The following is a 21,826-nucleotide window of genomic DNA, read 5'->3' on the forward strand; positions in this document are numbered from 1 at the left end:
CCGCCGCGCGCGCTGCCCGACCCCGCCCTGCACGCACGGGTGCTGGCGGCCACGGCGGCCCTGCTCGCCTGGGCCACCGCACTGCCCGCCACCGCCGGGACCCTGGCCCGCGTCGCCTCGCCGGGCGGCGCGCTCAGCGTGATCGTGGAATCGCAGCACGAGCACCGCCTGGCCTACCGGGTCGAGCGCAACGGCGAGCCGGTGATCGCACCCTCGCGGCTGGGCTTCCTGCTCGGCGACGGGCGCCTGGAGCGCAACCTGGAGCTGGTCGGCCAAACGCAGCGCAGCTTCGACGAGACCTGGGAGCAGCCCTGGGGCGAGCGCCGCCTCACCCGCAACCGCTACAACGAACTGCGCGCCCGCTTCGCCGAGAAGGCGCCGGCCGGGAAGGACGCCGGCCGCCGCTTCGACGTGGTGTTCCGGGTCTACGACGACGGCGTCGGCTTCCGCTACGAGTTTCCCGAGCAGCCGGCCATGGACGAGGTGCGCATCCGCGCCGAGCTGACCGAGTTCGCCCTCGCCGAGCCCGCCGGCACCGCCGCCTGGTGGATCCCCGCCTTCGAATGGAACCGCGAGGAATACCTCTACCGCCGCACCCCGCTGCGCGAGATCGGCACCGCGCAGACGCCGCTGACCCTGCGCACCGGGGAAGGCCTGCACGTGTCCATCCACGAGGCCGCGCTGGTCGACTATGCCGGCATGAACCTGGCCCGCGGCGACGGCGACGTGCTGCGTGCCGCGCTCACCCCCGGCGGCGATGGCCCGGCGGTGATCCGCGCCACGCCCTTCGCCACGCCCTGGCGCACGATCCAGGTCGGCGCGCGCGCCGGCGACCTGGCCGAGTCCAGCCTGATCCTCAACCTCAACGAACCCAACGCCATCGGCGACGTGAGCTGGTTCGTCCCGGCCAAGTACGTGGGCGTGTGGTGGTCGCTGCACCTGGAGACCGAAACCTGGGGCAGCGGCCCCCGGCACGGCGCCACCACCGCCAACACGAAGCGCTACATCGACTTCGCCGCCGCCAATGGCTTCCGCGGGGTGCTGGTGGAAGGCTGGAACCCGGGCTGGGACGGCGACTGGTTCGCCAACGGCTGGGGCTTCGACTTCACCCGCGCAATGCCCGACTTCGACCTGCGAGGCCTGGCGCGATACGCCGCCGGCAAGGGCGTGCACCTGATCGGCCACCACGAGACCGCCTGCGCGGTCAGCCACTACGAGCGCCAATTGCCGGCGGCGCTGGACCTGTACGCGCGCAACGGCGTGGACGTGGTCAAGACCGGCTACGTCTGCGACGCCGGCGACATCCAGCGCCAGGACCGCGCCGGCGGCCCGGTCGTGCGCGAGTGGCACGAGGGCCACTGGATGAGCAACCACCACCTGCGCGTGGTCGAGCAGGCCGCCGCGCATCGCATCGCGATCAACGCGCACGAGCCGATCAAGGACACCGGGCTGCGCCGCACCTGGCCGAACTGGGTCTCGCGCGAAGGCGCGCGCGGCATGGAGTTCGCCGCCTGGGCCGATCCGCCCAACCCGCCGGAGCACGAGGCCACCCTGGTGTTCACCCGCATGCTGGCCGGGCCGATGGACTTCACTCCCGGCATCGTCAGCCTCCAGGGCCGCAACGGCCGGCCGCTGCGCAGCACCCTGGCCAAGCAACTGGCGCTGTACGTGGTGCTGTACAGCCCGATCCAGATGGTCGCCGACCTGCCCGAGCACTATGCGCGGCAGCCCGAGGCGTTCCGGTTCATCCAGGACGTGGCGGTGGACTGGGAGGACAGCCGGGTACTGGCCGGCGAGGTGGGCCAGTACGCGGTGATCGCGCGCAAGGCGCGCGGCGACGGCGGGGAATGGTTCCTGGGCGGCGTGGGCGGCGGGCAGCCGCGCGCGCTGGAGGTGGACCTGGGCTTCCTCGACGCCGGCCGCCGCTACCGGGCGGAGATCTACCGCGACGGCGATGATGCGCACTGGGAACGGGCGCCCTTCGCCTTCGTCCGCCAGACCCGCGAGGTCTCGGCGGACGATGCGATGCCGCTGCGGATGGCCGCCGGCGGCGGCGTGGCGATCCGTTTCGTGCCGCTGCCGTAGCCGGCGCGCGCCGGCGCCGTTGCTTCCCGCCGCCAGGAAGCGCGACGGGATGGCGCGCCCCCTGGCGAAGGATGCCGCCTACTCGGGCAGGTCGAAGCCCATCAGCCGGCCCTCGATGTCGGCGGCGACCAGGGTGTCGCCGCTGCGCGACACGTTCCCGGCGATGCCCCACTGGTGGCCGTGCCCTTCGGGCAGCGCCAGCCGCGCCAGCAGTGCGCCGCTGCGACGGTCAAGCACGGCCAGGCCGGCCTCGTGCCGCAGGAAGTACGGGGCTGCCGCCGCGGCGCCGACCACCACGCGCTCGCCCAGCACCAGCGGCGTGCCCCAGGTCTGGCCCAGCACGTCGGTGCGCCAGAGCACGCGGCCGCTGGCCGGGTCGATGGCGCTGACCCGGCGCATGTCCGACGAGCCGATGTAGAGCGTGCCGTCCGAAATCACCGGCGCCGAATCGATCCAGGACGTCCAGAAGTTCTGCCGCCATGCGCGCTGGCCGCTGGCCGCGTCGATGGCGTGCAGGTAGGCGTTGCGCCCGCTGGCGTAGACCTTGCCGTCGTGCACCAGCAGGTCGGCGGCGGCCTGCCCGCCCAGCGCGTAGCGCCAGCGCTCCTGGCCGCTCGCCCGGTCCAGCGCATGCACGTCGCCCGATTCGAAGGCCACGTACACGCTTCCCGGGTCCACGGCGACGGCATGGCGGATGCGGCCCTCGCCGGCAAAGCTCCAACGCGGCGCACCGGTGACGGCATCGACGGCGTGCAGCACGCCGTCGGCGCCGCCGGCATACACCACGCCATCGGCCAGCACCGGCCGTGGCGCTTCCCAATCCCAATCGAACACCGTCGGATGCGGCAGCACGCGCGGGCGGCGGCCATCGTCCAGCGCGTGGCGCCAGACCTCGCGCCCGTCCTTGCCATCCAGGCGATGCAGGTAGCCGCCGTCGCTGACCACGTACACCGCATCGCCCTCGACCAGGGCCGCGCCGTACATCGGGAAGCCCAGGCCGACGGCCCAGACGATGCGCCCGTCGCTCGTGTCCACCGCATTCAACGTGCCGCCGGTGGTGCCGACATAGGCGATGCCCTCGCTCACCACCGGCGAGGCGAACACCAGGCCGCCCAGGCGGGTGCTCCAGCGCGGCCCCGGCAGTGCCGGAACCTGCTCCACCGGCGCGGCGACGGGCGCCGGGGCGCCGCGCTGCAGGCGTGCGTGCTCGTCCTCGCCCAGCAGCGTGCCGACCAGGTGGCCGTCCTCCAGGCGCAGCGCCATCGGGAGCGTCGGATGGACCAGGGCGCCGCCTTCGATGTGCGCGGCGCCCACGTGCATCCGGTCGAAATGGACGACCGGCAGGTCCAGGCGCACGTCCAGGCCGCCCTTGCCGTCTTCCTGCAAGTCCACCCCGATGGCCACGCGTTCCCGCTCGCTGCCGACCTCGCCGCTCCAGTAGCCGGCGAAGGAACCCGCGTCCTGCGCTTGCGCGACGAGGAACGGGGCGGACGCAAGGGTCAGGGCGAGCACCGCGGATGCGGTGGCGGAACGAAGCATCACGAATTTCCGGGTCATTCGACTCTCCATGCATGCCGGTGCGGCGGACGGCCGCTCCGCGTCTCGGGGGAGACGAAGACTAAGGCATTCATTCCCACGCGCACAGGGGGCCATGCGACGCGCGGCGGCCAGGCCGCGGCGCCGCCGGCGCATGCGTTACGCGGCCGCCAGCGGAATCCGGCAGGCAGCCGGGTCGATCGCGTGCGAAGGCGCGGCGGACACGCGCGGCGCGAAGTCGCCGGCTGCATGCCTCGCACGGGAAAAGCAGCGAAACGGCAATGAATACGTATGCAGGAAAGCGCACTGCGCACTTCGCGCCACTACCATCGTTTCGCGCTTCGGGGATCGCATCCCCCGCGCTCGAGAGCCGGGATACCGCCTTTGGCGAAAAACCCGACCTGCTGCATAAAACGTCCTTGGAGAGGGGAACATGTCGAATCACAAACGCAACCTGCTGAGCGCTGCGCTGGCCTCGGCCATCGCGCTGGCCGCAACCGGCGCCGGCGCCCAGACCGCCGAACCGAACAACGAATCCAACGCCGAGACGGTGGACCTGGATACGGTGGTGGTCACCGGCATCCGCCGCGGCATCGAGAGCGCGATCTCGGTCAAGCGCGAGTCCAGCTCCATCGTCGAGTCGATCTCGGCCGAGGACATCGGCAAACTGCCGGACGTGAGCATCGGCGAGTCCATCGCGCGGCTGCCCGGCGTGGCCGCCCAGCGCGTGGCCGGCCGTGCCCAGGTGATCAGCGTGCGCGGCCTGTCGCCCGACTTCTCCACCACCCTGCTCAACGGCCGCGAGATGGTCTCCACCGGCGACAACCGCAGCGTGGAGTTCGACCAGTACCCGTCCGAGCTGGTCAGCGGCGTGACCGTGTACAAGACCCCCGATGCGGCGCTGGTCGGCCAGGGCCTGTCCGGCACCCTGGACATGCAGACCGCCCGCCCGCTCAACTTCGCCGACCGCGTGGTGGCCGTCAGCGGCCGCTACCAGCGCAATTCGCTGGGCTCGGCCGCCAACCAGGACGGCGACGGCAGCCGCTTCAACGTCAGCTACATCGACCAGAGCGCGGACCGGCGCTTCGGATTCTCGATCGGCTATTCGCATTCCGACTCGCCGATCCAGGAGAACCAGGTCGGCCTGTACGAGCCCTGGCAATCGCTCGGCGGCGACGACTGGCGCCCGGGCGTGTCCGCCGGCACCTGGTATTCGGACGGCATCAAGGCCCTGCGCCGCACCGGCAACATCAAGCGCGACGGGGCGATGGCGACCCTGCAGTTCCGCCCGTCCAACGCCTGGACCAGCACCCTGGACCTGTTCTACTCCAAGGCCGAGCAGGTGGACACCGCCAACCAGTTCGAGGTGCACCTGGGCGGCTACAACGGCGGCTACGACCCGGGCCTGGCGCTGACCGGCGTCACCAGCAACGCCAACGGCAGCTTCGACGGCGGCGTGGCGCACAACGTCTATCCGCTGGTGCGCGGCATGTACAACCACCGCGAGGACAGGATCAAGGCGGCCGGCTGGAACAACGAGTTCAACGCCGGCTCGGTGCGCATCGTCGCCGACGTGGGCTGGTCCAAGGCCGACCGCGACGAGCTGAGCCTGGAGAACAACACCCAGATGGCGCCGATGCCGCAGCTCGACTCGGTGGCGCTGGACATCCGCGGCAACGGCTTCTCCACGCTCGCTCCGGGCCGCGACTATTCCGACCCGTCCAGCCTGTTCCTGACCAACACCATCTACGGCTCGGGCTACGGCAAGGTGCCGTCGATCTCCGACGAGCTGAAGACCTACCGCCTGTCCGCCGAGTTCCCGGCGCCGCAGGCGCTGTCGTGGCTGTCGGGCATCGACGCCGGAGTGAACCGCGCCGACCGCCACAAGAACAAGAGCCAGCCGGAAGGCAACATCCTGCTCGGTGCGCAGGGCGACGCCACCATCGGCCAGGAGTACCAGTACCGCCCCGTCGACCTGGGTTTCGCCGGCATCGGCTATATCCCGGCGTGGAACGTACCCGGCGCGGTGGCGCAGTACATGACCTTCGATCCGGTCGACGACCTGTCCTACCTGGTGCCCAAGGCCTGGACCCTGGACGAGAAGATCACCACCGGCTACATCCGCGCCAGCATCGACACCCAGTGGGGCGCGCTGCCGGTCACCGGCAACATCGGCGTGCAGGTGCAGCGCGTGGACCAGTCCTCCGCGTCGCGCTACTGGGACAACACCAAGCCGGCCGGCCAGGAGGCGCTGCCGTTCTCCGACGGCAAGACCTACACCGACGTGCTGCCGAGCCTGAACCTGGCGCTGCGGCTCACCGACGACCAGACCCTGCGCTTCGGCCTGGCCAAGCAGGTCGCCCGCCCGCGCGTGGACCAGTTGCGCTCCTCGCTGGAGTTCGGCGTCAACGAGGCCGAATGGGAAGTGGGGGGCTCGGGCGGCAACCCCAACCTGGACCCGTGGCGCGCCAATGCCTTCGACGTGTCCTGGGAGAAGTACTTCGGCACCCGCGCCTACGTCGCCGCCGCGTTCTTCTACAAGGACCTGGAAAGCTACATCTACACCGAAACCCGCGACGGCTACGACTTCAGCGCGCTGATGTCCGGCTACGTGCCGCCGGCGGGCGCCCCGCCGATCAGCCCGATCGGCAGGTTCACCCAGCCGGTCAACAACAAGGGCGGCTCGCTGCGCGGGCTGGAGCTGAGCGCTTCGCTGCCGCTGGACCTGTGGACCGAGGCGCTGCGCGGCTTCGGCATCGTCGCCAGCGCCACCTTCAACGACAGCGACATCAAGATCCGCGACCCGGAAAGCGCCTCCAGCGTGGGCGAGGACCCGATCAGCCTGCCGGGCCTGTCCGACCGCGTGTTCAACCTGACCGCCTACTACGAGCGCAACGGTTTCGAGGCCCGCGTCAGCCAGCGCCGGCGCTCGGACTTCATCGGCGAGATCGGCAACTTCGACGGCAACCGCACCCTGCGCTACGTGGTCGGCGAGAACATCACCGATGCCCAGGTCAGCTACAGCTTCGGCGGCGGCGGCGCGCTGTCGGGCCTGACCGTCCTGCTGCAGGCCAGCAACCTGACCGACGAGTCCTACCGCACCTACGCCGGCACCAAGGACCGTCCGCTCGAGCACATCGAGTGGGGCCGTACCTACCTGCTCGGCCTGAACTACCGCTTCTGACTTGGCGCGCCCTCCCCGCCGGACCTCCCCCCGGCGGGGAGGGCGCGCAATTTCTTCATGCCGATACTTGCAGCCGCACCCGGGACGTGACTCCCGCGGCGCGGTCCCGCCCGAACCCAAACGACCTTTCCCATGTCCCGACCTTGCTGGTGGCGCGGCGCCGTCATCTACCAGATCTATCCGCGCAGCTTCCTGGACACCAACGGCGACGGCGTGGGCGACCTGCCCGGCATCGTCGACCGGCTGGACTACGTGGCCTCGCTGGGCGTGGACGCGATCTGGATCTCGCCGTTCTTCAAGTCGCCGATGGCCGACTTCGGCTACGACATCGCCGACCAGCGCCAGGTCGACCCCCTGTTCGGCACCCTGGACGACTTCGACCGCCTGCTCGACAAGGCGCACCGGCTCGGCCTGAAGGTGATGATCGACCAGGTCTTCAGCCACACCTCCGACCAGCACGAGTGGTTCCGCGAAAGCCGCAGCAGCCGCGACAACCCCAAGGCGGACTGGTACGTGTGGGCCGACGCGCGCGAGGACGGCACCCCGCCCAACAACTGGCTGTCGCTGTTCGGCGGCGTGGCCTGGCGCTGGGAACCGCGGCGGCGCCAGTATTACCTGCACAACTTCCTGTCCTCGCAGCCGGACCTGAACTTCCACAACCCGCAGGTGCGCCAGGCGACGCTGGACTACGTGAAGTTCTGGCTCGATCGCGGCGTGGACGGCTTCCGCCTGGACTCGATCAACTTCTGCTTCAACGACGCGCAACTGCGCGACAACCCGCCCAAGCCGGCGGACAAGCGCGTGGGCCGCGGCTTCAGCCCCGACAACCCCTATGCGTTCCAGTACCACTGGTACAACAACACCCGCCCGGAGAACATCGGCTTCCTGGAGGAACTGCGCGCGCTGGTGGACCGCTATCCGGGCGCGGTCACCCTGGGCGAGATCTCGTCCGAGGACTCGCTGGCCACCACCGCCGAGTACACCTCCGGCCGGCGCCTGCACATGGGCTACAGCTTCGAGCTGCTGGTGGACGACTTCAGCGCGGCCTACATCCGCGACACCGTCTCCCGCCTGGAAGAAGCCATGACCGAGGGCTGGCCGTGCTGGGCGGTGTCCAACCACGACGTGCGCCGCGCGGTGACCCGCTGGGGCGGCGGCGGCCCGTCCCCGCGGCTGGCGCGGATGCTGGCGGCGATGGTCTGCTCGCTGCGCGGCTCGGTGTGCGTCTACCAGGGCGAGGAACTGGGCCTGCCGGAAGCCGACGTGCCGTTCGAGGCGCTGCAAGACCCCTACGGCATCGCCTTCTGGCCCAATTTCAAGGGCCGCGACGGCTGCCGCACGCCGATGCCGTGGACCGACGCGGACGGCGCCGGCTTCAGCGCCGCCACGCCCTGGCTGCCGGTGCCCGAGGCGCACCGCCCGCTGGCGGCCCGGCGCCAGCACGCCGATCCGGGGTCCACGCTCAATGCCTTCCGCGCCTTCATGCGCTGGCGCCGCGAGCAACCGGCCCTGGTCCGGGGTTCCATCGCCTTCCTCGACACCGCCGAACCGGTGCTGGCCTTCGTCCGCGAGCACCAGGGGCAGCGCATGCTCGCCGCGTTCAACCTGTCCGACGCCGCGGCCTCGCTGCCGCTGCCTTCCGGCGGCTGGACGCTCGCCCAGGGGCATGGCCTGGCATCGGCGTCCATCGACGGGGGCGTCGCCAGCCTCCCGGCGTACGGGGTGCTGTTCGCCCGCGCGGACTGAACCGGGCGCGGCCGCCGGCGGCCGCCGGTCTCCCCCCGGATCGTGCCGACGACCGCCCCGGGCGCCCCGGACCCGCGTTTCATGCGGTTTTCATCGATTTTCCTCTTGGCGTCGGCCCGCGCATGGCCTACATTCGCGTTGCCGACGTCGTCGGTCACCTACACCATCCAACCGAACGGAACAGGAAAGTTATGGCGAAGACCACCAAGAAGCCGGCCGCCAAGAAGGCCGCGCCGAAAGCGGCAAAGAAGGCCGCAGTGAAGAAGGCCGCCGCGCCGAAGAAGGCCGCCCCGATCCTCAAGGAAGTGCTGGGCAAGTCCGCCCTGATCAAGCATCTGGCCGAGACCAGCGGCGTGGTCGCCAAGGACGTCAAGGCCGTGCTGGCCGCGGTCGAGGACAGCGTCTCCGGCGCGATCAGCAAGAAGGGCGCGGGCAGCTTCACCCTGCCGGGCCTGTTCAAGGTCACCTCGGTGAAGGTGCCGGCCAAGCCCAAGCGCAAGGGCATCAACCCGTTCACCAAGGAAGAGCAGTGGTTCGCCGCCAAGCCGGCCTCGGTGAAGGTGAAGGTGCGTCCGCTGAAGAAGCTCAAGGATGCCGCTTCCTGATCCATGCTTCGCATCGGTTACCGGCGGGGCGGCAGCGATGCCGCCCCGTTTCTTTTGGGAATTCCCTTTTCCCTGAAGAGTTCCGCCGCCGATCCGGCCCCGGTGGAACAGATCATCATGGCCCGGCGCCTCGTCCGCGCGCGCGCGGCACCCTATCTTGGAACCCGGCCCCACCTGCGGATCCATGCCATGACTTCCCCCACCCATCGCTATCGGATCACCGTGACCCCGGTCGAGAGCGGCGGCCTGCCCTGCTTCGGCCGCTGCGCCATCGAGTTCGAGCAGACCAGCCGCCAGGACTGGATGCGGCTGGTCGAGGACACCCAGCGCCTGCCCGGCCTGTCCGGCGACGAGCGCACCGCGCTGGCGATCGCCGCGCGCCTGCTCGACGGCATCGCGCGACGGCACCCGGACCTGGCCGACGACCCGCTGCGCGAGCTGCGCGCGCCGCTGGCCGCGCTGCTGGAACGGATCGATCCGAACAGCCGGGCGGCCTGACGCCCGGCGCCGGCCGCACCCGCGAAGGTGCATGTATTCTGCTGCGCTCCCGTTCCGGCGGAATCGTGCATGCGCCATTGGCTGCCAATGCTGCTCGTCCTGCCGCTGGCCCACTGTTCCTGCCAGCGCCAGCCAGAACCCGCGCCCGAACCCGCCGCCCTCCACGCGGAAACCGTGGACCCCGCCGCCGCTGCGGCTGCCGAAGCGGCCCGGGCGACGGCCGAAGCGGGCAGGCAGGCCGTCGCCACGGTGCACGCCTATCTCGGCGCGCTGCCCGGCACGGACCGCCCGCGCGCGGACGCCTACTGGTCCGGCGGCGGCCCCGGCGATCCCGCCGGCGATGCGGTGCTGCGCGGCCACATGCCCGGCCTGCGGGGCATGCGGATCGAGAACGACCGGCCGCAGGCGCTCGACCGCCAGTCGCCCCCGCGCGCCTACGAGGTCCCGGTGCGGCTGCGCCTGGACGACGACGCCGGCAGCCTGCGCCTGCGGGGCTACTACCGCCTGCGCGCGCGCATCGACGGCGGCGGCTGGGAAATCACCTCGGCCTCGCTGCAGCCCGCGTTCGACTGAATGCCGCGCCGGCCGGCGCCGCGTACGCTCAGCGCTTGGGCTGGAGCATCGTCCCGGTGCACTTGGGCGAGCCGCACAGGCAGGCCCAGACCTTCTTCAGCCGCGGGGTGTGGCGCTCGGCCAGGACGATGCCGTAGTTGTAGGTCAGTTCCTCGCCGGGGGCGACGTTGCGGATCGCCTCGATGAAGACCCGGTCCTTGTGCCGTTCCTGGCCCTCGTGCTCGACGATCACCGCCTCGCAGTTCGGGTCGCAACTGTGGTTGATCCAGCGCGCGTCGTTCCCGCGGTAGTTGGCGTCCACCACCCAGTCATCGTTGAGCGTGAACAGAAAGGTGTGCCCGCTTTCCACGTCGCCGGAGGTGTCCTCGTCGACCTCCTCGTGGGTGCGGCGGCGCCCCTTGTACTCGATGACGCGCTCGCCCTTGCGGATCGGCGCCACGGCGAAAACGCCGTTGCCATGGATGGGCGACTTGCGGGCGACGATCTTGCGGGGCATGCGCTTTCCGACGAAGAGGGGAAACGGGGCAGATTCTCGCCGATACCGCCGCCCATCCCAAGCCCGGACCCTGGCCATGGCTCCGGCGCGACGGCTGCCGCGAGGCGGCCGCCCCTCGACAGCGGCCCGGCTCACGCTCGAATCGAGTTGCGCCCGGCCCTGCGCCGGGCGCCGCCGTGACGCCCGCCATCTCCCGGCGCGACCGCAAGATAAACCGGCCATGCCTACCCGCTTGGCCCGGCGGAATCGAAAGAGTACAATTTCGGTACGCTTTAACCCGTGGCCCGCCATGCTCCGCGTCACCAAGCTGACCGATTACGCAACCGTGGTCCTGACCGTGCTCGCCGCGCGGCCGGGCCAGGTACTGAGCGCGGCCGAGCTGGCCGACCACTCCGGGCTGGAGCAGCCCACCGTCAGCAAGCTGCTCAAGCCGCTGGCCCAGGCCGGCCTGGTCGAGGGCCTGCGCGGGGTGCGCGGCGGCTACCGCCTGAGCCGCGACGCGTCCGAGATCAGCCTGATCGAGGTCGTGGAGGCGATGGAAGGCCCGCTGGCCATGACCGAGTGCAGCCAGCACGACAGCCAGTGCGGCATCGCCGACCAGTGCGGCGTGCGCGCCAACTGGCGCCTGATCAACGACGTGGTCGCCGATGCGCTGCGCAAGGTGACCCTGGCGCAGATGCTGCACCCTCCCGTATCCCCCCAGGTGCGACGGCGCGAGATCGCCGTGCGCATCGCCAACTGAACCCCTAGGCAGCCCGCATGGCCACCGAAGTCACCACCCCCTCCCCCCCGCAGAACGCCGAGATCCTGGAGCGGCTGGGCCGGCGCTACGACGCCGGCTTCATCACCGACATCGAGTCCGACTCGCTGCCGCCGGGCCTGGACGAGGACGTGATCCGCGCCCTTTCGGCCAAGAAGGAGGAGCCGGAGTGGATGACGCTCTGGCGCCTGGACGCCTACCGCCGCTGGCTGACCATGCCGGTGCCGCACTGGGCCAAGCTGAGGATCGCGCCGATCGACTTCCAGGCCATCAGCTACTACTCCGCGCCCAAGGGGCCGAAGTACAAGTCGCTGGACGAAGTGCCGCAGGAACTGCTGGACACCTACGACCGGCTGGGCGTGCCGCTGCACGAGCGGGCCAAGCTGGCCGGCGTGGCGGTGGACGCGGTGTTCGACTCGGTGTCGGTGGGCACCACCTTCCGCCAGGAACTGGCCGACAAGGGCATCGTCTTCTGCTCCATGTCCGAGGCCATCCGCGAGCACCCGGAGCTGGTCAAGCAGTACCTGGGCAGCGTGGTCCCGCACGGCGACAACTACTTCGCCGCGCTCAACTCTGCCGTGTTCTCCGACGGCAGCTTCGTGTTCATCCCCAGGGGCGTGCGCTGCCCGATGGAGCTGAGCACCTATTTCCGCATCAACGCCGGCCATACCGGCCAGTTCGAGCGCACCTTGATCATCGCCGAGGAAGGCAGCCACGTCTCCTACCTGGAGGGCTGCACCGCGCCGATGCGCGACGAGAACCAGTTGCATGCCGCGGTGGTGGAGCTGGTGACCCTGGACGATGCCGAGATCAAGTATTCGACCGTGCAGAACTGGTACCCGGGCGACGAGGAAGGCCGCGGCGGCATCTACAACTTCGTCACCAAGCGCGCGCTGTGCCGCGGCGCGCGCAGCAAGGTCACCTGGACCCAGGTGGAGACCGGCTCGGCGATCACCTGGAAGTACCCCTCCTGCGTGCTGCTGGGCGACGACTCGGTGGGCGAGTTCCACTCGGTGGCGCTGACCCACCACTGCCAGCAGGCCGACACCGGCACCAAGATGATCCACGTCGGCAAGCGCACCAAGTCCAAGATCGTGTCCAAGGGCATCAGCGCCGGGCGCGGCCAGAACACCTACCGCGGCCTGGTCAAGGTGGACCGCAACGCCGACGGCGCGCGCAACTACACCCAGTGCGACAGCCTGCTGATCGGCAAGCGCTGCGGCGCCCACACCTTCCCCTACATCGAGGTGAAGAACCCCAGCGCCACGGTCGAGCACGAGGCCACCACCTCCAAGATCAGCGACGACCAGATGTTCTATTGCCGCACCCGCGGCATCGGCCAGGAAGACGCGGTCTCGCTGATCGTCGACGGCTTCTGCAAGCAGGTCTTCCGCGAGCTGCCGATGGAGTTCGCGGTGGAGGCCAAGAAACTGCTGGAAGTCTCGCTGGAAGGCTCGGTCGGCTGACGCCTGCCCGGCCTTCCCCGGCCCGGGTCCGGCCACCGGCTTCGGCGTCAGTCCTCCGGCCGGCCCCGCCCTGCCGCCCCAATCCCCCCTCTTCGAATCCCAATCCCATGCTCAAGATCGAAAACCTCCACGCCAGCGTCGCCGGCAACGAAATCCTCAAGGGCCTGTCGCTGGACGTGAAGCCGGGCCAGGTGCATGCCCTCATGGGCCCCAACGGCGCCGGCAAGTCCACCCTGGGCAACGTGCTGGCCGGGCGCGAGGGCTACGAGGTCACCGCCGGCAAGGTCGAGTTCGACGGCAAGGCGCTGCTGGAGCTTGCGCCGGAGGAGCGCGCCGCCGAAGGCCTGTTCCTGGCCTTCCAGTACCCGGTCGAGATCCCGGGCGTGAACAACACCTACTTCCTGCGCAGCGCGCTCAACGCCCAGCGCAAGGCGCGCGGCCAGTCCGAGCTGGACTCGATGCAGTTCCTCAAGCTGGTGCGCGAGAAGCTGGCCGTGCTGCACCTGAAGGACGAACTGCTCCACCGCGGCGTCAACGAGGGCTTTTCCGGCGGCGAGAAGAAGCGCAACGAGATCTTCCAGCTCGCCGTGCTGGAGCCGCGGCTGGCGATCCTGGACGAGACCGACTCGGGCCTGGACATCGACGCGCTCAAGACCGTGGCCGACGGCGTCAACGCGCTGCGCAGCCCGGAGCGCTCGTTCCTGGTCATCACCCACTACCAGCGCTTGCTGGACTACATCCGGCCGGACGTGGTCCACGTGCTGGCCGAAGGCCGCATCGTCCAGTCCGGCGGCCCGGAACTGGCGCTGGAGCTGGAAAAGCACGGCTACGCCTGGCTCAAGGACCGGGTCGTGCCGGAGAAGGTGGCCTGATGCCGCACCTGCACGCCCGCCCACCGTCGCCCACGCGCAGCCCCGAACCCGGCGACTCGCGCTTCCTCGAATCGTTCCGCACCAGCTTCGACGCGCTGGGCGCCCCCGACGCCCAGCAGTTGGGCGACACCCGCCGCCAGGCGCTGGACGCCCTGCTGGCCGACGGCCTGCCCGGCCCGCGCGAGGAGGCGTGGAAGTACACGCCGCTGCGCATGCTGGAGCGCCGCGCCTTCGCCGCCGCCGACCCGGCGCCGCCGGCGTTCGACCCCGCGCTGCTGGAAGGCATCCCCGCGCCGCGCCTGGTGTTCGTCAACGGCCGCCACGATGCCGCGCACAGCGACCTTTCCGGCCTGCCCGAAGGCGCGGTGCTGGAGCCGCTGTCGCATACCCTGGCCGGCGGCGAACCGCGCGACGTCGGTTTCCTGCAGCGCCGCTACGACCATCGCAGCGAGGTCTTCGCCCGCGCCAACGCCGCGCTGGCCGACGAGGGCGTGGTCCTGCGCCTGGAGGCCGGGGTGCGGCTGCCGGCACCGCTGCACCTGGTCTTCGTCGGCGTGCCGCAGGCCGGCGACCGCGCCTGGCACCTGCGCCACTTCCTCGACCTGCGCAACGACGCGGGCCTGGACATCGTCGAGCACCAGCTCGCCGCCGGCGAGCACGCCCACCTGGCCAACGAGGTGCTGCACCTGCACCTGGGCCAGCGCGCCGCGGTCCGCCATGCCCGGATCCAGGCCGACGCCGCGCGCGCCACCCGCTTCGCCCGCACCGACGCGGTGCTGGCGCGCGATGCCCGCTACCAGCGCATCGACCTGGAACTGGGCGCGGCGCTGAGCCGGCACGAGTTGAACGTGCGCCTGGAGGGCGACGGTGCCCGGCTGGTCGCCAACGGCGTGCTGTTCGGCGACGGCCGCCGCCACGTCGATACCCGCCTGGGCATCGAGCACATCGCCCGCGACACCGCCTGCGAACTGCTCTGGCGCGGCATTGCGGATGGCCGCAGCCGGGTGGTGTTCCACGGCGGCATCGGCATCCGCGCGGGCGCCGACGGTACCGATGCGGCACTGTCGAACAAGAACCTGCTGCTGTCGGCCGATGCGGAGATCGATACCCAGCCGGTGCTGGTGATCGACGCCGACGAGGTCAAGGCCGCGCACGGCGCCACCGTCGGCCAGCTCGACGCCAACGCCCTGTTCTACATGCGCTCGCGCGGCATCCCCGAGGCCCAGGCGCAGCGCCTGATGACCCTGGCCTTCTGCCGCGAACCGTTGCTGGTACTGGAGGACGACGGTCTGCGCAAGCTGCTGCTGGCGCGCCTGGACGCGGCCCTGGCCGCGGCGCTGGGAACCGGGGAGCCGGCGTGAACGACATGCCGCAGACCGCCGTGCACGACGCCGCCCTGCCCGTGCACGACGGCGGCGAGGTCGACTGGGCGCGGGTGCGCGCCGATTTCCCGCTGCTGATGCGCGAGGTCCACGGCAAGCCGCTGGTCTACTTCGACAATGCCAACACCGGGCAGAAGCCGTTGCCGGTGATCGCCTCGCAGGACGCGTTCTACCGCCGCCAGAACGCCAACGTCAGCCGCGCCGTGCACGCGCTGGGCACCGAGGCCACCGAGGCCTACGAGGGCGCGCGCAACAAGCTGGCCCGCTTCCTCAACGTGCGCGCCGACGAGCTAGTGCTGTGCAGCGGCACCACCTTCGCCATCAACCTGGTGGCCTATTCCTGGGCGCTGCCGCGGCTGAAGCCCGGCGACGTCGTCCTGGTCTCGCGGATGGAGCACCACGCCAACATCGTTCCCTGGCAACTGGTGGCCCAGCGCACCGGCGCGACCGTGCGCGTGGCCGAGATCCTGCCCGACGGCCGCCTCGACCTGGAGGCCCTGTACCGGGCGATGACCCCGCAGGTGAAGCTGCTGGCGGTGACGCATGTCTCCAACGTGCTGGGCACGATCAACCCGGTGCGCGAGATCTGCCGCCAGGCGCGCCGCCACGGCATCGTCACCGTGGTCGACGGCTCCCAGGCCGTCCCGCACCTGAAGCTGGACGTGGCCGCCATCGGCTGCGATTTCTACGCCGTCACCGGCCACAAGATGTGCGCGCCCACCGGCACCGGCGCACTGTGGGCGCGGCGCGAGCACCTGGAAGCGATGCCGCCGTTCATCGGCGGCGGCGAGATGATCAAGGAGGTCAGCTTCGAGGGCACCGTGTTCAACGACCCGCCGCACAAGTTCGAGGCCGGCACGCCCAACATCGCCGGCTTCGTCGGCCTGGGCGCGGCGGTGGACTACCTGGAGTCGGTCGGCATGGACAACATCGCCGCGCGCGAGGCGGAGTTGCTGGCGCATGCGACCCGGGCGCTGCAGGCCATCCCCGGCCTGCGCATCTTCGGCACGGCGCCGGACAAGGCCGGAGTGATCTCGTTCCTGGTCGACGGCGCCCATGCCCACGACCTGGCCACCCTGCTCGACCTGGAAGGCGTGGCCGTGCGCTCGGGCCAGCATTGCGCGCATCCGCTGCTGCAGTTCTTCGGGGTGGCCGCCACCGTGCGCGCCTCGCTGGCCTTCTACAACACCCACGAGGAGATCGAGCGCTTCGCCGCCGCGCTGCGCAAGGTCCGCCAGTTGCTCTGCTAGGCTTCCCGGCCGATGCCCAGCTTCCGCTTCCGCCACGCCGTCGAGGCCGACATTCCGCTGCTGGTCGGCCTGGTCACCTGCGCCTACCGCGGCGATGCCAGCCGCCGGGGCTGGACCACCGAGGCCGACATGCTCGACGGCCAGCGCATCGACCCGGAGGCGCTGGCCGCCGACATCGCCCGCCCGCGCAGTATGGTCGTGCTGGCCGAGCGCGACGCCCCATTCCCAGGCCAGGGCCTGCTGGCCTGCGCGCACGTGGCCGAAGAGGACGGCGCCGGCTATTTCGGCATGTTCGCGGTGTCGCCGGGCCTGCAGGGCGCCGGGGTGGGCAAGGCGGTACTGGCCGAGGCCGAGCGCATCGTGCGCGAGGAATGGCGGCTGCCGGCCATGCGCATGAACGTGATCGACATCCGCGACAGCCTGATCGCCTTCTACCAGCGCCGCGGCTACGTCCGCACCGGCATCCACAAGCCGTTTCCCTATGGCGACGAACGCTTCGGCATCCCGCTGCGCGACGACCTGCGCTTCGAGGTGCTGGAAAAGCGCCTGGAGCCGGCCGCATGAGCCCGGCCTGGACCTTCGTCTGCCCCGCCGGCGAGTTGCTGCCCGGCGAGATGAAGCCTGTATTCGACGAGGCGACCGGGGTGCCGATCCTGGTGATCAACCTGGACGGCGAACTCTACGCCCTGGAAGACCGGTGCAGCCACGAGGACTTCGAGCTGTCCGCCGGTGCCGTCGACCCGGCCGAGGGCAGCATCGAGTGCGTGCTGCACGGCGCCCGCTTCGACGTGCGCGATGGCCGTGCCCTGTGCGCTCCGGCCTACTCGCCAGTGCCCAAGTTCCCAGTGAAGGTCGAGGACGGCGGGGTGTGGACCCGGGACGACCGGGACTGACGAAGGCCTCTTCGAGGCCGGCGAACCTGGAAGCCTGGACCCGGAGGCCCGGCGAAACTTGCTTCACGTCTTGTTGCAAACGGGAATCTGTCTCATTATCATAACCAATTATTGACTTCCCGGCCGTTGTCCCGGCAACCGACGCCCCCTTGCCTCCCGATCCGTCACCCTCCCGCCCCCGCCCCCGCCCCCGCCTCCGGCGCCTGACCTGCCTGGTCTGGCTGGCCGGCATGCTGCTGGCGGTGGCCGTGTCCGGGATGCCCGCATCGCCGCTGGCGACCGCGCCGGCCGACGTCGAAGTCTCGTCCCCGGCGGCCGATCTGCCCGCCGCGGCCGTCGCCTCCGGTCCCGAGGCGGCCCTGTCCGCGCCGCCGCCGTTGCCGGCCGATGCCGATTTCCCGCTCGGCGCGCAGGAAGCGGAGGAATCCGCCACGGCCGCCGCGCGGGTCCTGCCCCGCCTGTCCGCCGACGGCCTCGTCGTCGCGGCGGCCGCACCGCAAATCGCCGGGCGCCGCTCGCATCCACGCTATCGCAGCCAGGCGCCTCCGCTCGCCTGAGCCAGCCGCCCCCGGTGCGCGAGCGCGCCCCGGCAGCCCATCCCCGTTCTCCGAACACCACGGCCATCCCCGTGTCGCCGCGCATCGCCGCGGCGCGCTTCGCCGATGGCGCGCCGCCACCCGGCCGCCGCCCTCCCGCTTCCTTCCACCCTCCCTGCAACGGAAACACCATGAGCCACATCAGGAACCGCAAGCACGCCCCCGCCGCACAATGCAGCCTGGCCACCGCCACCCTGCTCACCGGCCTGGCCCTGGCCGCGCCGGTCGCGGCCGCCGACACCGCCGACCTCGCCGACCGCTCCGGCAACGCCACCACCCTGGACGGCCTGGAGGTCAAGGGCGTGCACGGCTACAAGGCCGAGCGCGTGGTGTCGCCCAAGTTCACCCAGACGCTGCAGGACACGCCGCAGACCATCCAGGTCATCACCGCCGACCTGTTCAACCAGCAGGGCGCCACCACCCTGACCGAGGCGCTGCGCAACAGCCCCGGCGTGGGCACGTTCTACGCCGGCGAGAACGGCAACACCTCCACCGGCGACACCGTCTACATGCGCGGCTTCGACAGCTCCAGCAGCATCTACGCCGACGGCGTGCGCGACCTGGGCTCGATCTCGCGCGACGTGTTCAACACCGAGCAGGTGGAAGTCACCAAGGGCCCGGCTGGCACCGACAACGGCCGCTCCTCGCCCACCGGCTCGATCAACATGGTCAGCAAGCAGGCCAACCTGCACGATGCGGTGTCGGCCACGCTCAGCGCCGGCAACGACGGCCAGAAGCGCGCCACCGCCGACTGGAACCGGTCCTTCGCCGGCCTGCCCGGCGCCGCCCTGCGCTTGAACGCCATGTGGCAGGACAGCGACGTCGCCGGCCGCGACCGCGTCGACAACCAGCGCCATGGCCTGGCTTCGTCGCTGGCCTTCGGCCTGGATTCGTCCACCCGCTACTACCTCAACCTGCTGTACGTGGAGCAGGACAACATTCCCGACGGCTTCGTCCCGACCCTCGGCCTGCCGGGCTGGGAGCCGCAGCCGGGCCTGGAAGGGCTGGCCGGGCACCCGGTCGACCCGGAGAACTTCTACGGCACCCGCGACGACCATGACGACGTGACCGCGCAGATGGCCACGTTCCGCTTCGAGCACGACTTCTCCGACAGCCTGAAGCTGAGCAACACCCTGCGCTGGGGCCAGACCGAGCAGGACTACCTGCTGACCGCGTTCATGTCCACCGGCGGCACCGTCGCCGACCCGCGGGCCGGCAACATCAAGTGGACCGACCCGGCGGACCTGTCCGGCTACACCCTGGCCCGCAGCAACTCCACCTTCAAGGACCAGCGCAACCGGATCCTGACCGACCAGCTCAACCTGCGCGCCGACTTCGCCACCGGCGCGGTGCAGCACAACCTCAGCACCGGCCTGGAACTGACCCGCGAGGAGCAGGACAGCCACGGCATCGCCAGCACCGGCTCGCGCCCAGCGGCCAACCTGTACGACCCGGACTGGAACGACCGCGGCGACCTGGCCTGGGCGCGCAGCGGCGCCGGCAGCTACGGCCGTACCGATACCGCCGCGCTATACCTGTTCGACACGCTGAAGTTCGGCGAGCGTTTCCTGCTGACCGCCGGCCTGCGCGCGGACCGCTACGAGACCCAATACCGCAACAGCGCCGTGTGCGGCGGTACCGGCCGCGGCGCGGTGTCCTGCGGCAGCCTGCCCACTGGCAGCATCGTCCAGACCGTCGATACCGAGGACGACGACACCCTGCTGACCTGGAAGCTGGGCGCGGTGTACAAGCCCGCCGAGGCGGTCAGCCTGTACGCCGGCTACGCGCTGTCGCAACTGCCCCCCGGCGGCGCCAACTTCCAGCTCAGCGACGCGGCCGGCAGCGCCAGCAGCATCAACGCCGACCCGCAGAAGACCAAGACCTTCGAGGTCGGCAGCAAGTGGAGCCTGCTGGACGACGCGCTGGCGCTGAACCTGGCGCTGTTCCGCACCGAGGTGACCAACGAGATCAACAGCCTGGTCACCGACGACGCCGGCCTGCCCACCCAGACCGGCGAGAAGCAGGTGAAGGGCGTGGAGATCTCGGCGGTGGGCAACCTCACCGAGAACTGGTCGATCTCGGCCGGCTACACCCACCAGAACACCCGGGTCGAGGAAGGCGCCCCGGTAGCCCGGAACGGCAGCTACAACCTCACCTACACCCCCGAGGACGCCTTCACCGGCTGGACCACCTACCGCCTGCCGTTCGGCCTGACCCTGGGCGGCGGCGTGCGCTACTCCGGCGAGATGCTGCGCGGCACCGATGGCGCGGCCGGCACCCCGGCGTTCGTCAAGTCGTACACCGTCTGGGACGCGGTGGCCTCCTACGCCGTCAACGACCACCTGCTGCTGCGCCTGAACGGCTACAACCTGTTCGACAAGCAATACGTGGCGTCCATCAACAAGAGCGGCTACCGCTACACTCCGGGCACCCCGCGCACCTTCCTGCTCAGCGCCGAGCTGCGCTTCTGACCGCCGGCCGGCCGGGGCGCCCGCGCCCCGGCCGCGGCATCGAGGAATACCCATGCTGCTGCACATTCCCCAGGTCCTCTCCGGCGACGAACTGGCCCGGATGCGACAGGCGCTGGAAACGGCGGACTGGACCGACGGCCGCGAAACGGTCGGCGTGCAGGGCGCACAGGTCAAGCGCAACCAGCAGTTGCCGGACGCCTCGCCGTTGAAGGCCGAGCTGGGACAGGCGGTATTGGCGGCCCTGGAACGCAACCCGCTGTTCTTCGCCGCGGCCCTGCCGCTGCGCACCCTGCCGCCGCGCTTCAACCGCTATGCGGGCGGCGGCGAATACGGCTTCCACGTCGATGGCGCGGTGATGATCACCGGCGCCGGCGCGCAGCGGACCCAGGTCCGGTCGGACCTGTCCTGCACCCTGTTCCTGTGCGAACCCGACGAATACGACGGCGGCGACCTGGTCGTCAGCGACACCTACGGTGAGCACGAGGTGAAGCTGCCGGCCGGCGACCTGATCCTGTATCCGTCCAGCAGCCTGCACCGGGTCACGCCGGTCACCCGCGGCACACGGCTGGCCTCGTTCTTCTGGGTGCAGAGCATGGTCCGCGACGATGCCCAGCGCCGGCTGCTGTTCGAGATGGACACCGCCATCGAGACCCTGCGCCGCGGCGGCAACGACGCCGGCGCGGTACTGCAGTTGACGGGGGTCTACCACAACCTGCTCAGGCGCTGGGCCGAGATGTAGCCTCCACCGAAGAGAGAACGGGATTCATCATCGATTGCATTTGATAACCATTCCCGTTTAATATCCGTCCCGCTAGGCGTGCCCCTGCCGGTACGCCCTTCCGGGAACGCAGTTGATCCAGCTCCACGCCCCTGCCGATCGCCATGTGGCCCCGCAGTCGCCGCGCATGCGGAATTCCGTGCGCTGGCTGCTCCTGGCCACCATGGCGGTGCTGTCGATCCTGGCGGCCGCTTGCGTGGACGCGCGGCCGTATCCGGACCCATCCCTGCAGGCCTGGGCCGGCGCCGCCCACGCCCATGAGGCCGGGTCCGGCGGACGCGAACCGTCCGACATCCTCCATCGCCCGGTGCTGGCCAAGAAGCGCCGGCCGATGCCCTTGGGCGTGCTGACGCTGCCGGTCCGCGGCAACCGCCTTCCGGCCTGGATCGAACCCGCGCCCTCGCTTGCGTACGTGCTGCGGCTGTCGGCAGGCTTCGACGCCACCGTGTTGCCGCCGTCGCCGCCCAATCCCCTGCTGCGCCTGCACCCCGGCCAGGCACCTCCCCAAGCCTGAGCGTCTCCAGGCCGCCGCCCGCGCGGGCGGCACAGGGCCGCGCGCGCCTGCCGGCGCGGCGCTTGCCCGCTTCGAACCCACCTCTTTCACCACCACACCGCAGGTGCGGCGCCGGCCCCGG

At 70.7% G+C, this 21,826-nt stretch carries 19 protein-coding genes; 17 read left to right on the forward strand and 2 right to left on the reverse strand.

Annotated elements, in window-relative coordinates; all coding sequences use genetic code 11:
- The first annotated feature begins 12 nt into the window (after nt 1–12).
- On the forward strand, nt 13–2,085 hold the full coding sequence (locus tag HNR76_RS08885; protein WP_425501754.1) for a glycoside hydrolase family 97 protein: 2,073 nt from the start codon (nt 13–15) through the stop codon (nt 2,083–2,085).
- Between the two features lie 78 nt (nt 2,086–2,163).
- Here the strand turns inward: HNR76_RS08885 and HNR76_RS08890 are convergent, their stop codons facing one another.
- Nucleotides 2,164–3,642, reverse strand: a complete 1,479-nt coding sequence (locus HNR76_RS08890; protein ID WP_183982194.1) for an outer membrane protein assembly factor BamB family protein — start codon at nt 3,640–3,642, stop codon at nt 2,164–2,166.
- A 412-nt stretch (nt 3,643–4,054) separates the two neighbouring features.
- Here HNR76_RS08890 and HNR76_RS08895 point away from each other — a divergent pair, with 412 nt between their 5' ends.
- The 5 genes from HNR76_RS08895 (at nt 4,055) to HNR76_RS15420 (ending at nt 10,227) form a co-directional block, all read left to right on the forward strand.
- The gene (locus HNR76_RS08895; protein WP_162309738.1) at nt 4,055–6,805 is read left to right on the forward strand and encodes a TonB-dependent receptor; all 2,751 of its coding nucleotides are present in this window, start codon (nt 4,055–4,057) and stop codon (nt 6,803–6,805) included.
- Nucleotides 6,806–6,937: 132 nt separating this feature from the next.
- The gene (locus HNR76_RS08900) at nt 6,938–8,551 is read left to right on the forward strand and encodes an alpha-glucosidase family protein (protein ID WP_162309739.1); all 1,614 of its coding nucleotides are present in this window, start codon (nt 6,938–6,940) and stop codon (nt 8,549–8,551) included.
- 191 nt (nt 8,552–8,742) lie between these two features.
- Nucleotides 8,743–9,156, forward strand: coding sequence for an HU family DNA-binding protein (locus tag HNR76_RS08905; protein WP_162309740.1), 414 nt, complete (start codon nt 8,743–8,745; stop codon nt 9,154–9,156).
- A gap of 189 nt (nt 9,157–9,345) precedes the next feature.
- Nucleotides 9,346–9,654 (forward strand): DUF3861 family protein, encoded by a 309-nt coding sequence (locus HNR76_RS08910; RefSeq protein ID WP_162309741.1) that lies wholly within the window; start codon nt 9,346–9,348, stop codon nt 9,652–9,654.
- Between the two features lie 69 nt (nt 9,655–9,723).
- Nucleotides 9,724–10,227, forward strand: coding sequence for a hypothetical protein (locus HNR76_RS15420; protein WP_246429064.1), 504 nt, complete (start codon nt 9,724–9,726; stop codon nt 10,225–10,227).
- Between the two features lie 28 nt (nt 10,228–10,255).
- Here the strand turns inward: HNR76_RS15420 and HNR76_RS08920 are convergent, their stop codons facing one another.
- Entirely contained in the window at nt 10,256–10,723 is a 468-nt protein-coding gene (locus HNR76_RS08920) for an SET domain-containing protein (protein WP_162309742.1), read from the reverse strand.
- 289 nt (nt 10,724–11,012) lie between these two features.
- Between HNR76_RS08920 and HNR76_RS08925 the strand changes: the two genes are divergently transcribed.
- The 11 genes from HNR76_RS08925 (at nt 11,013) to HNR76_RS08975 (ending at nt 21,705) form a co-directional block, all read left to right on the forward strand.
- Nucleotides 11,013–11,465: an SUF system Fe-S cluster assembly regulator gene (locus HNR76_RS08925; protein ID WP_162309743.1), complete on the forward strand. Its 453-nt coding sequence runs from the start codon at nt 11,013–11,015 to the stop codon at nt 11,463–11,465.
- Nucleotides 11,466–11,482: 17 nt separating this feature from the next.
- A complete protein-coding gene (gene sufB, locus HNR76_RS08930) occupies nt 11,483–12,949 on the forward strand; it encodes a Fe-S cluster assembly protein SufB (protein ID WP_162309744.1) in 1,467 nt (488 codons plus the stop codon).
- Nucleotides 12,950–13,056: 107 nt separating this feature from the next.
- The gene (gene sufC, locus HNR76_RS08935; protein WP_162309745.1) at nt 13,057–13,821 is read left to right on the forward strand and encodes a Fe-S cluster assembly ATPase SufC; all 765 of its coding nucleotides are present in this window, start codon (nt 13,057–13,059) and stop codon (nt 13,819–13,821) included.
- Complete coding sequence (sufD, locus tag HNR76_RS08940) at nt 13,821–15,182, forward strand: Fe-S cluster assembly protein SufD (protein WP_162309746.1); 1,362 nt, start codon at nt 13,821–13,823, stop codon at nt 15,180–15,182. Before sufC ends, sufD begins: the two co-directional genes overlap by 1 nt.
- Before the next feature lie 5 nt (nt 15,183–15,187).
- On the forward strand, nt 15,188–16,453 hold the full coding sequence (locus HNR76_RS08945; protein WP_162309786.1) for a cysteine desulfurase: 1,266 nt from the start codon (nt 15,188–15,190) through the stop codon (nt 16,451–16,453).
- Nucleotides 16,454–16,465: 12 nt separating this feature from the next.
- Nucleotides 16,466–17,017, forward strand: a complete 552-nt coding sequence (locus HNR76_RS08950; RefSeq protein WP_162309747.1) for a GNAT family N-acetyltransferase — start codon at nt 16,466–16,468, stop codon at nt 17,015–17,017.
- Nucleotides 17,014–17,346, forward strand: a complete 333-nt coding sequence (locus tag HNR76_RS08955; RefSeq protein ID WP_162309748.1) for a non-heme iron oxygenase ferredoxin subunit — start codon at nt 17,014–17,016, stop codon at nt 17,344–17,346. Before HNR76_RS08950 ends, HNR76_RS08955 begins: the two co-directional genes overlap by 4 nt.
- A 230-nt stretch (nt 17,347–17,576) precedes the next feature.
- Complete coding sequence (locus HNR76_RS08960) at nt 17,577–17,903, forward strand: hypothetical protein (RefSeq protein ID WP_162312178.1); 327 nt, start codon at nt 17,577–17,579, stop codon at nt 17,901–17,903.
- A 170-nt stretch (nt 17,904–18,073) separates the two neighbouring features.
- Nucleotides 18,074–20,413, forward strand: a complete 2,340-nt coding sequence (locus tag HNR76_RS08965) for a catecholate siderophore receptor Fiu (RefSeq protein ID WP_162312177.1) — start codon at nt 18,074–18,076, stop codon at nt 20,411–20,413.
- A 52-nt stretch (nt 20,414–20,465) separates the two neighbouring features.
- Complete coding sequence (locus HNR76_RS08970) at nt 20,466–21,152, forward strand: Fe2+-dependent dioxygenase (protein ID WP_162312176.1); 687 nt, start codon at nt 20,466–20,468, stop codon at nt 21,150–21,152.
- A gap of 166 nt (nt 21,153–21,318) precedes the next feature.
- Nucleotides 21,319–21,705, forward strand: a complete 387-nt coding sequence (locus HNR76_RS08975) for a hypothetical protein (RefSeq protein ID WP_183982196.1) — start codon at nt 21,319–21,321, stop codon at nt 21,703–21,705.
- Nucleotides 21,706–21,826: the final 121 nt, after the last annotated feature.

The organism is Pseudoxanthomonas broegbernensis (genome assembly GCF_014202435.1).
Classification (GTDB): domain Bacteria; phylum Pseudomonadota; class Gammaproteobacteria; order Xanthomonadales; family Xanthomonadaceae; genus Pseudoxanthomonas; species Pseudoxanthomonas broegbernensis.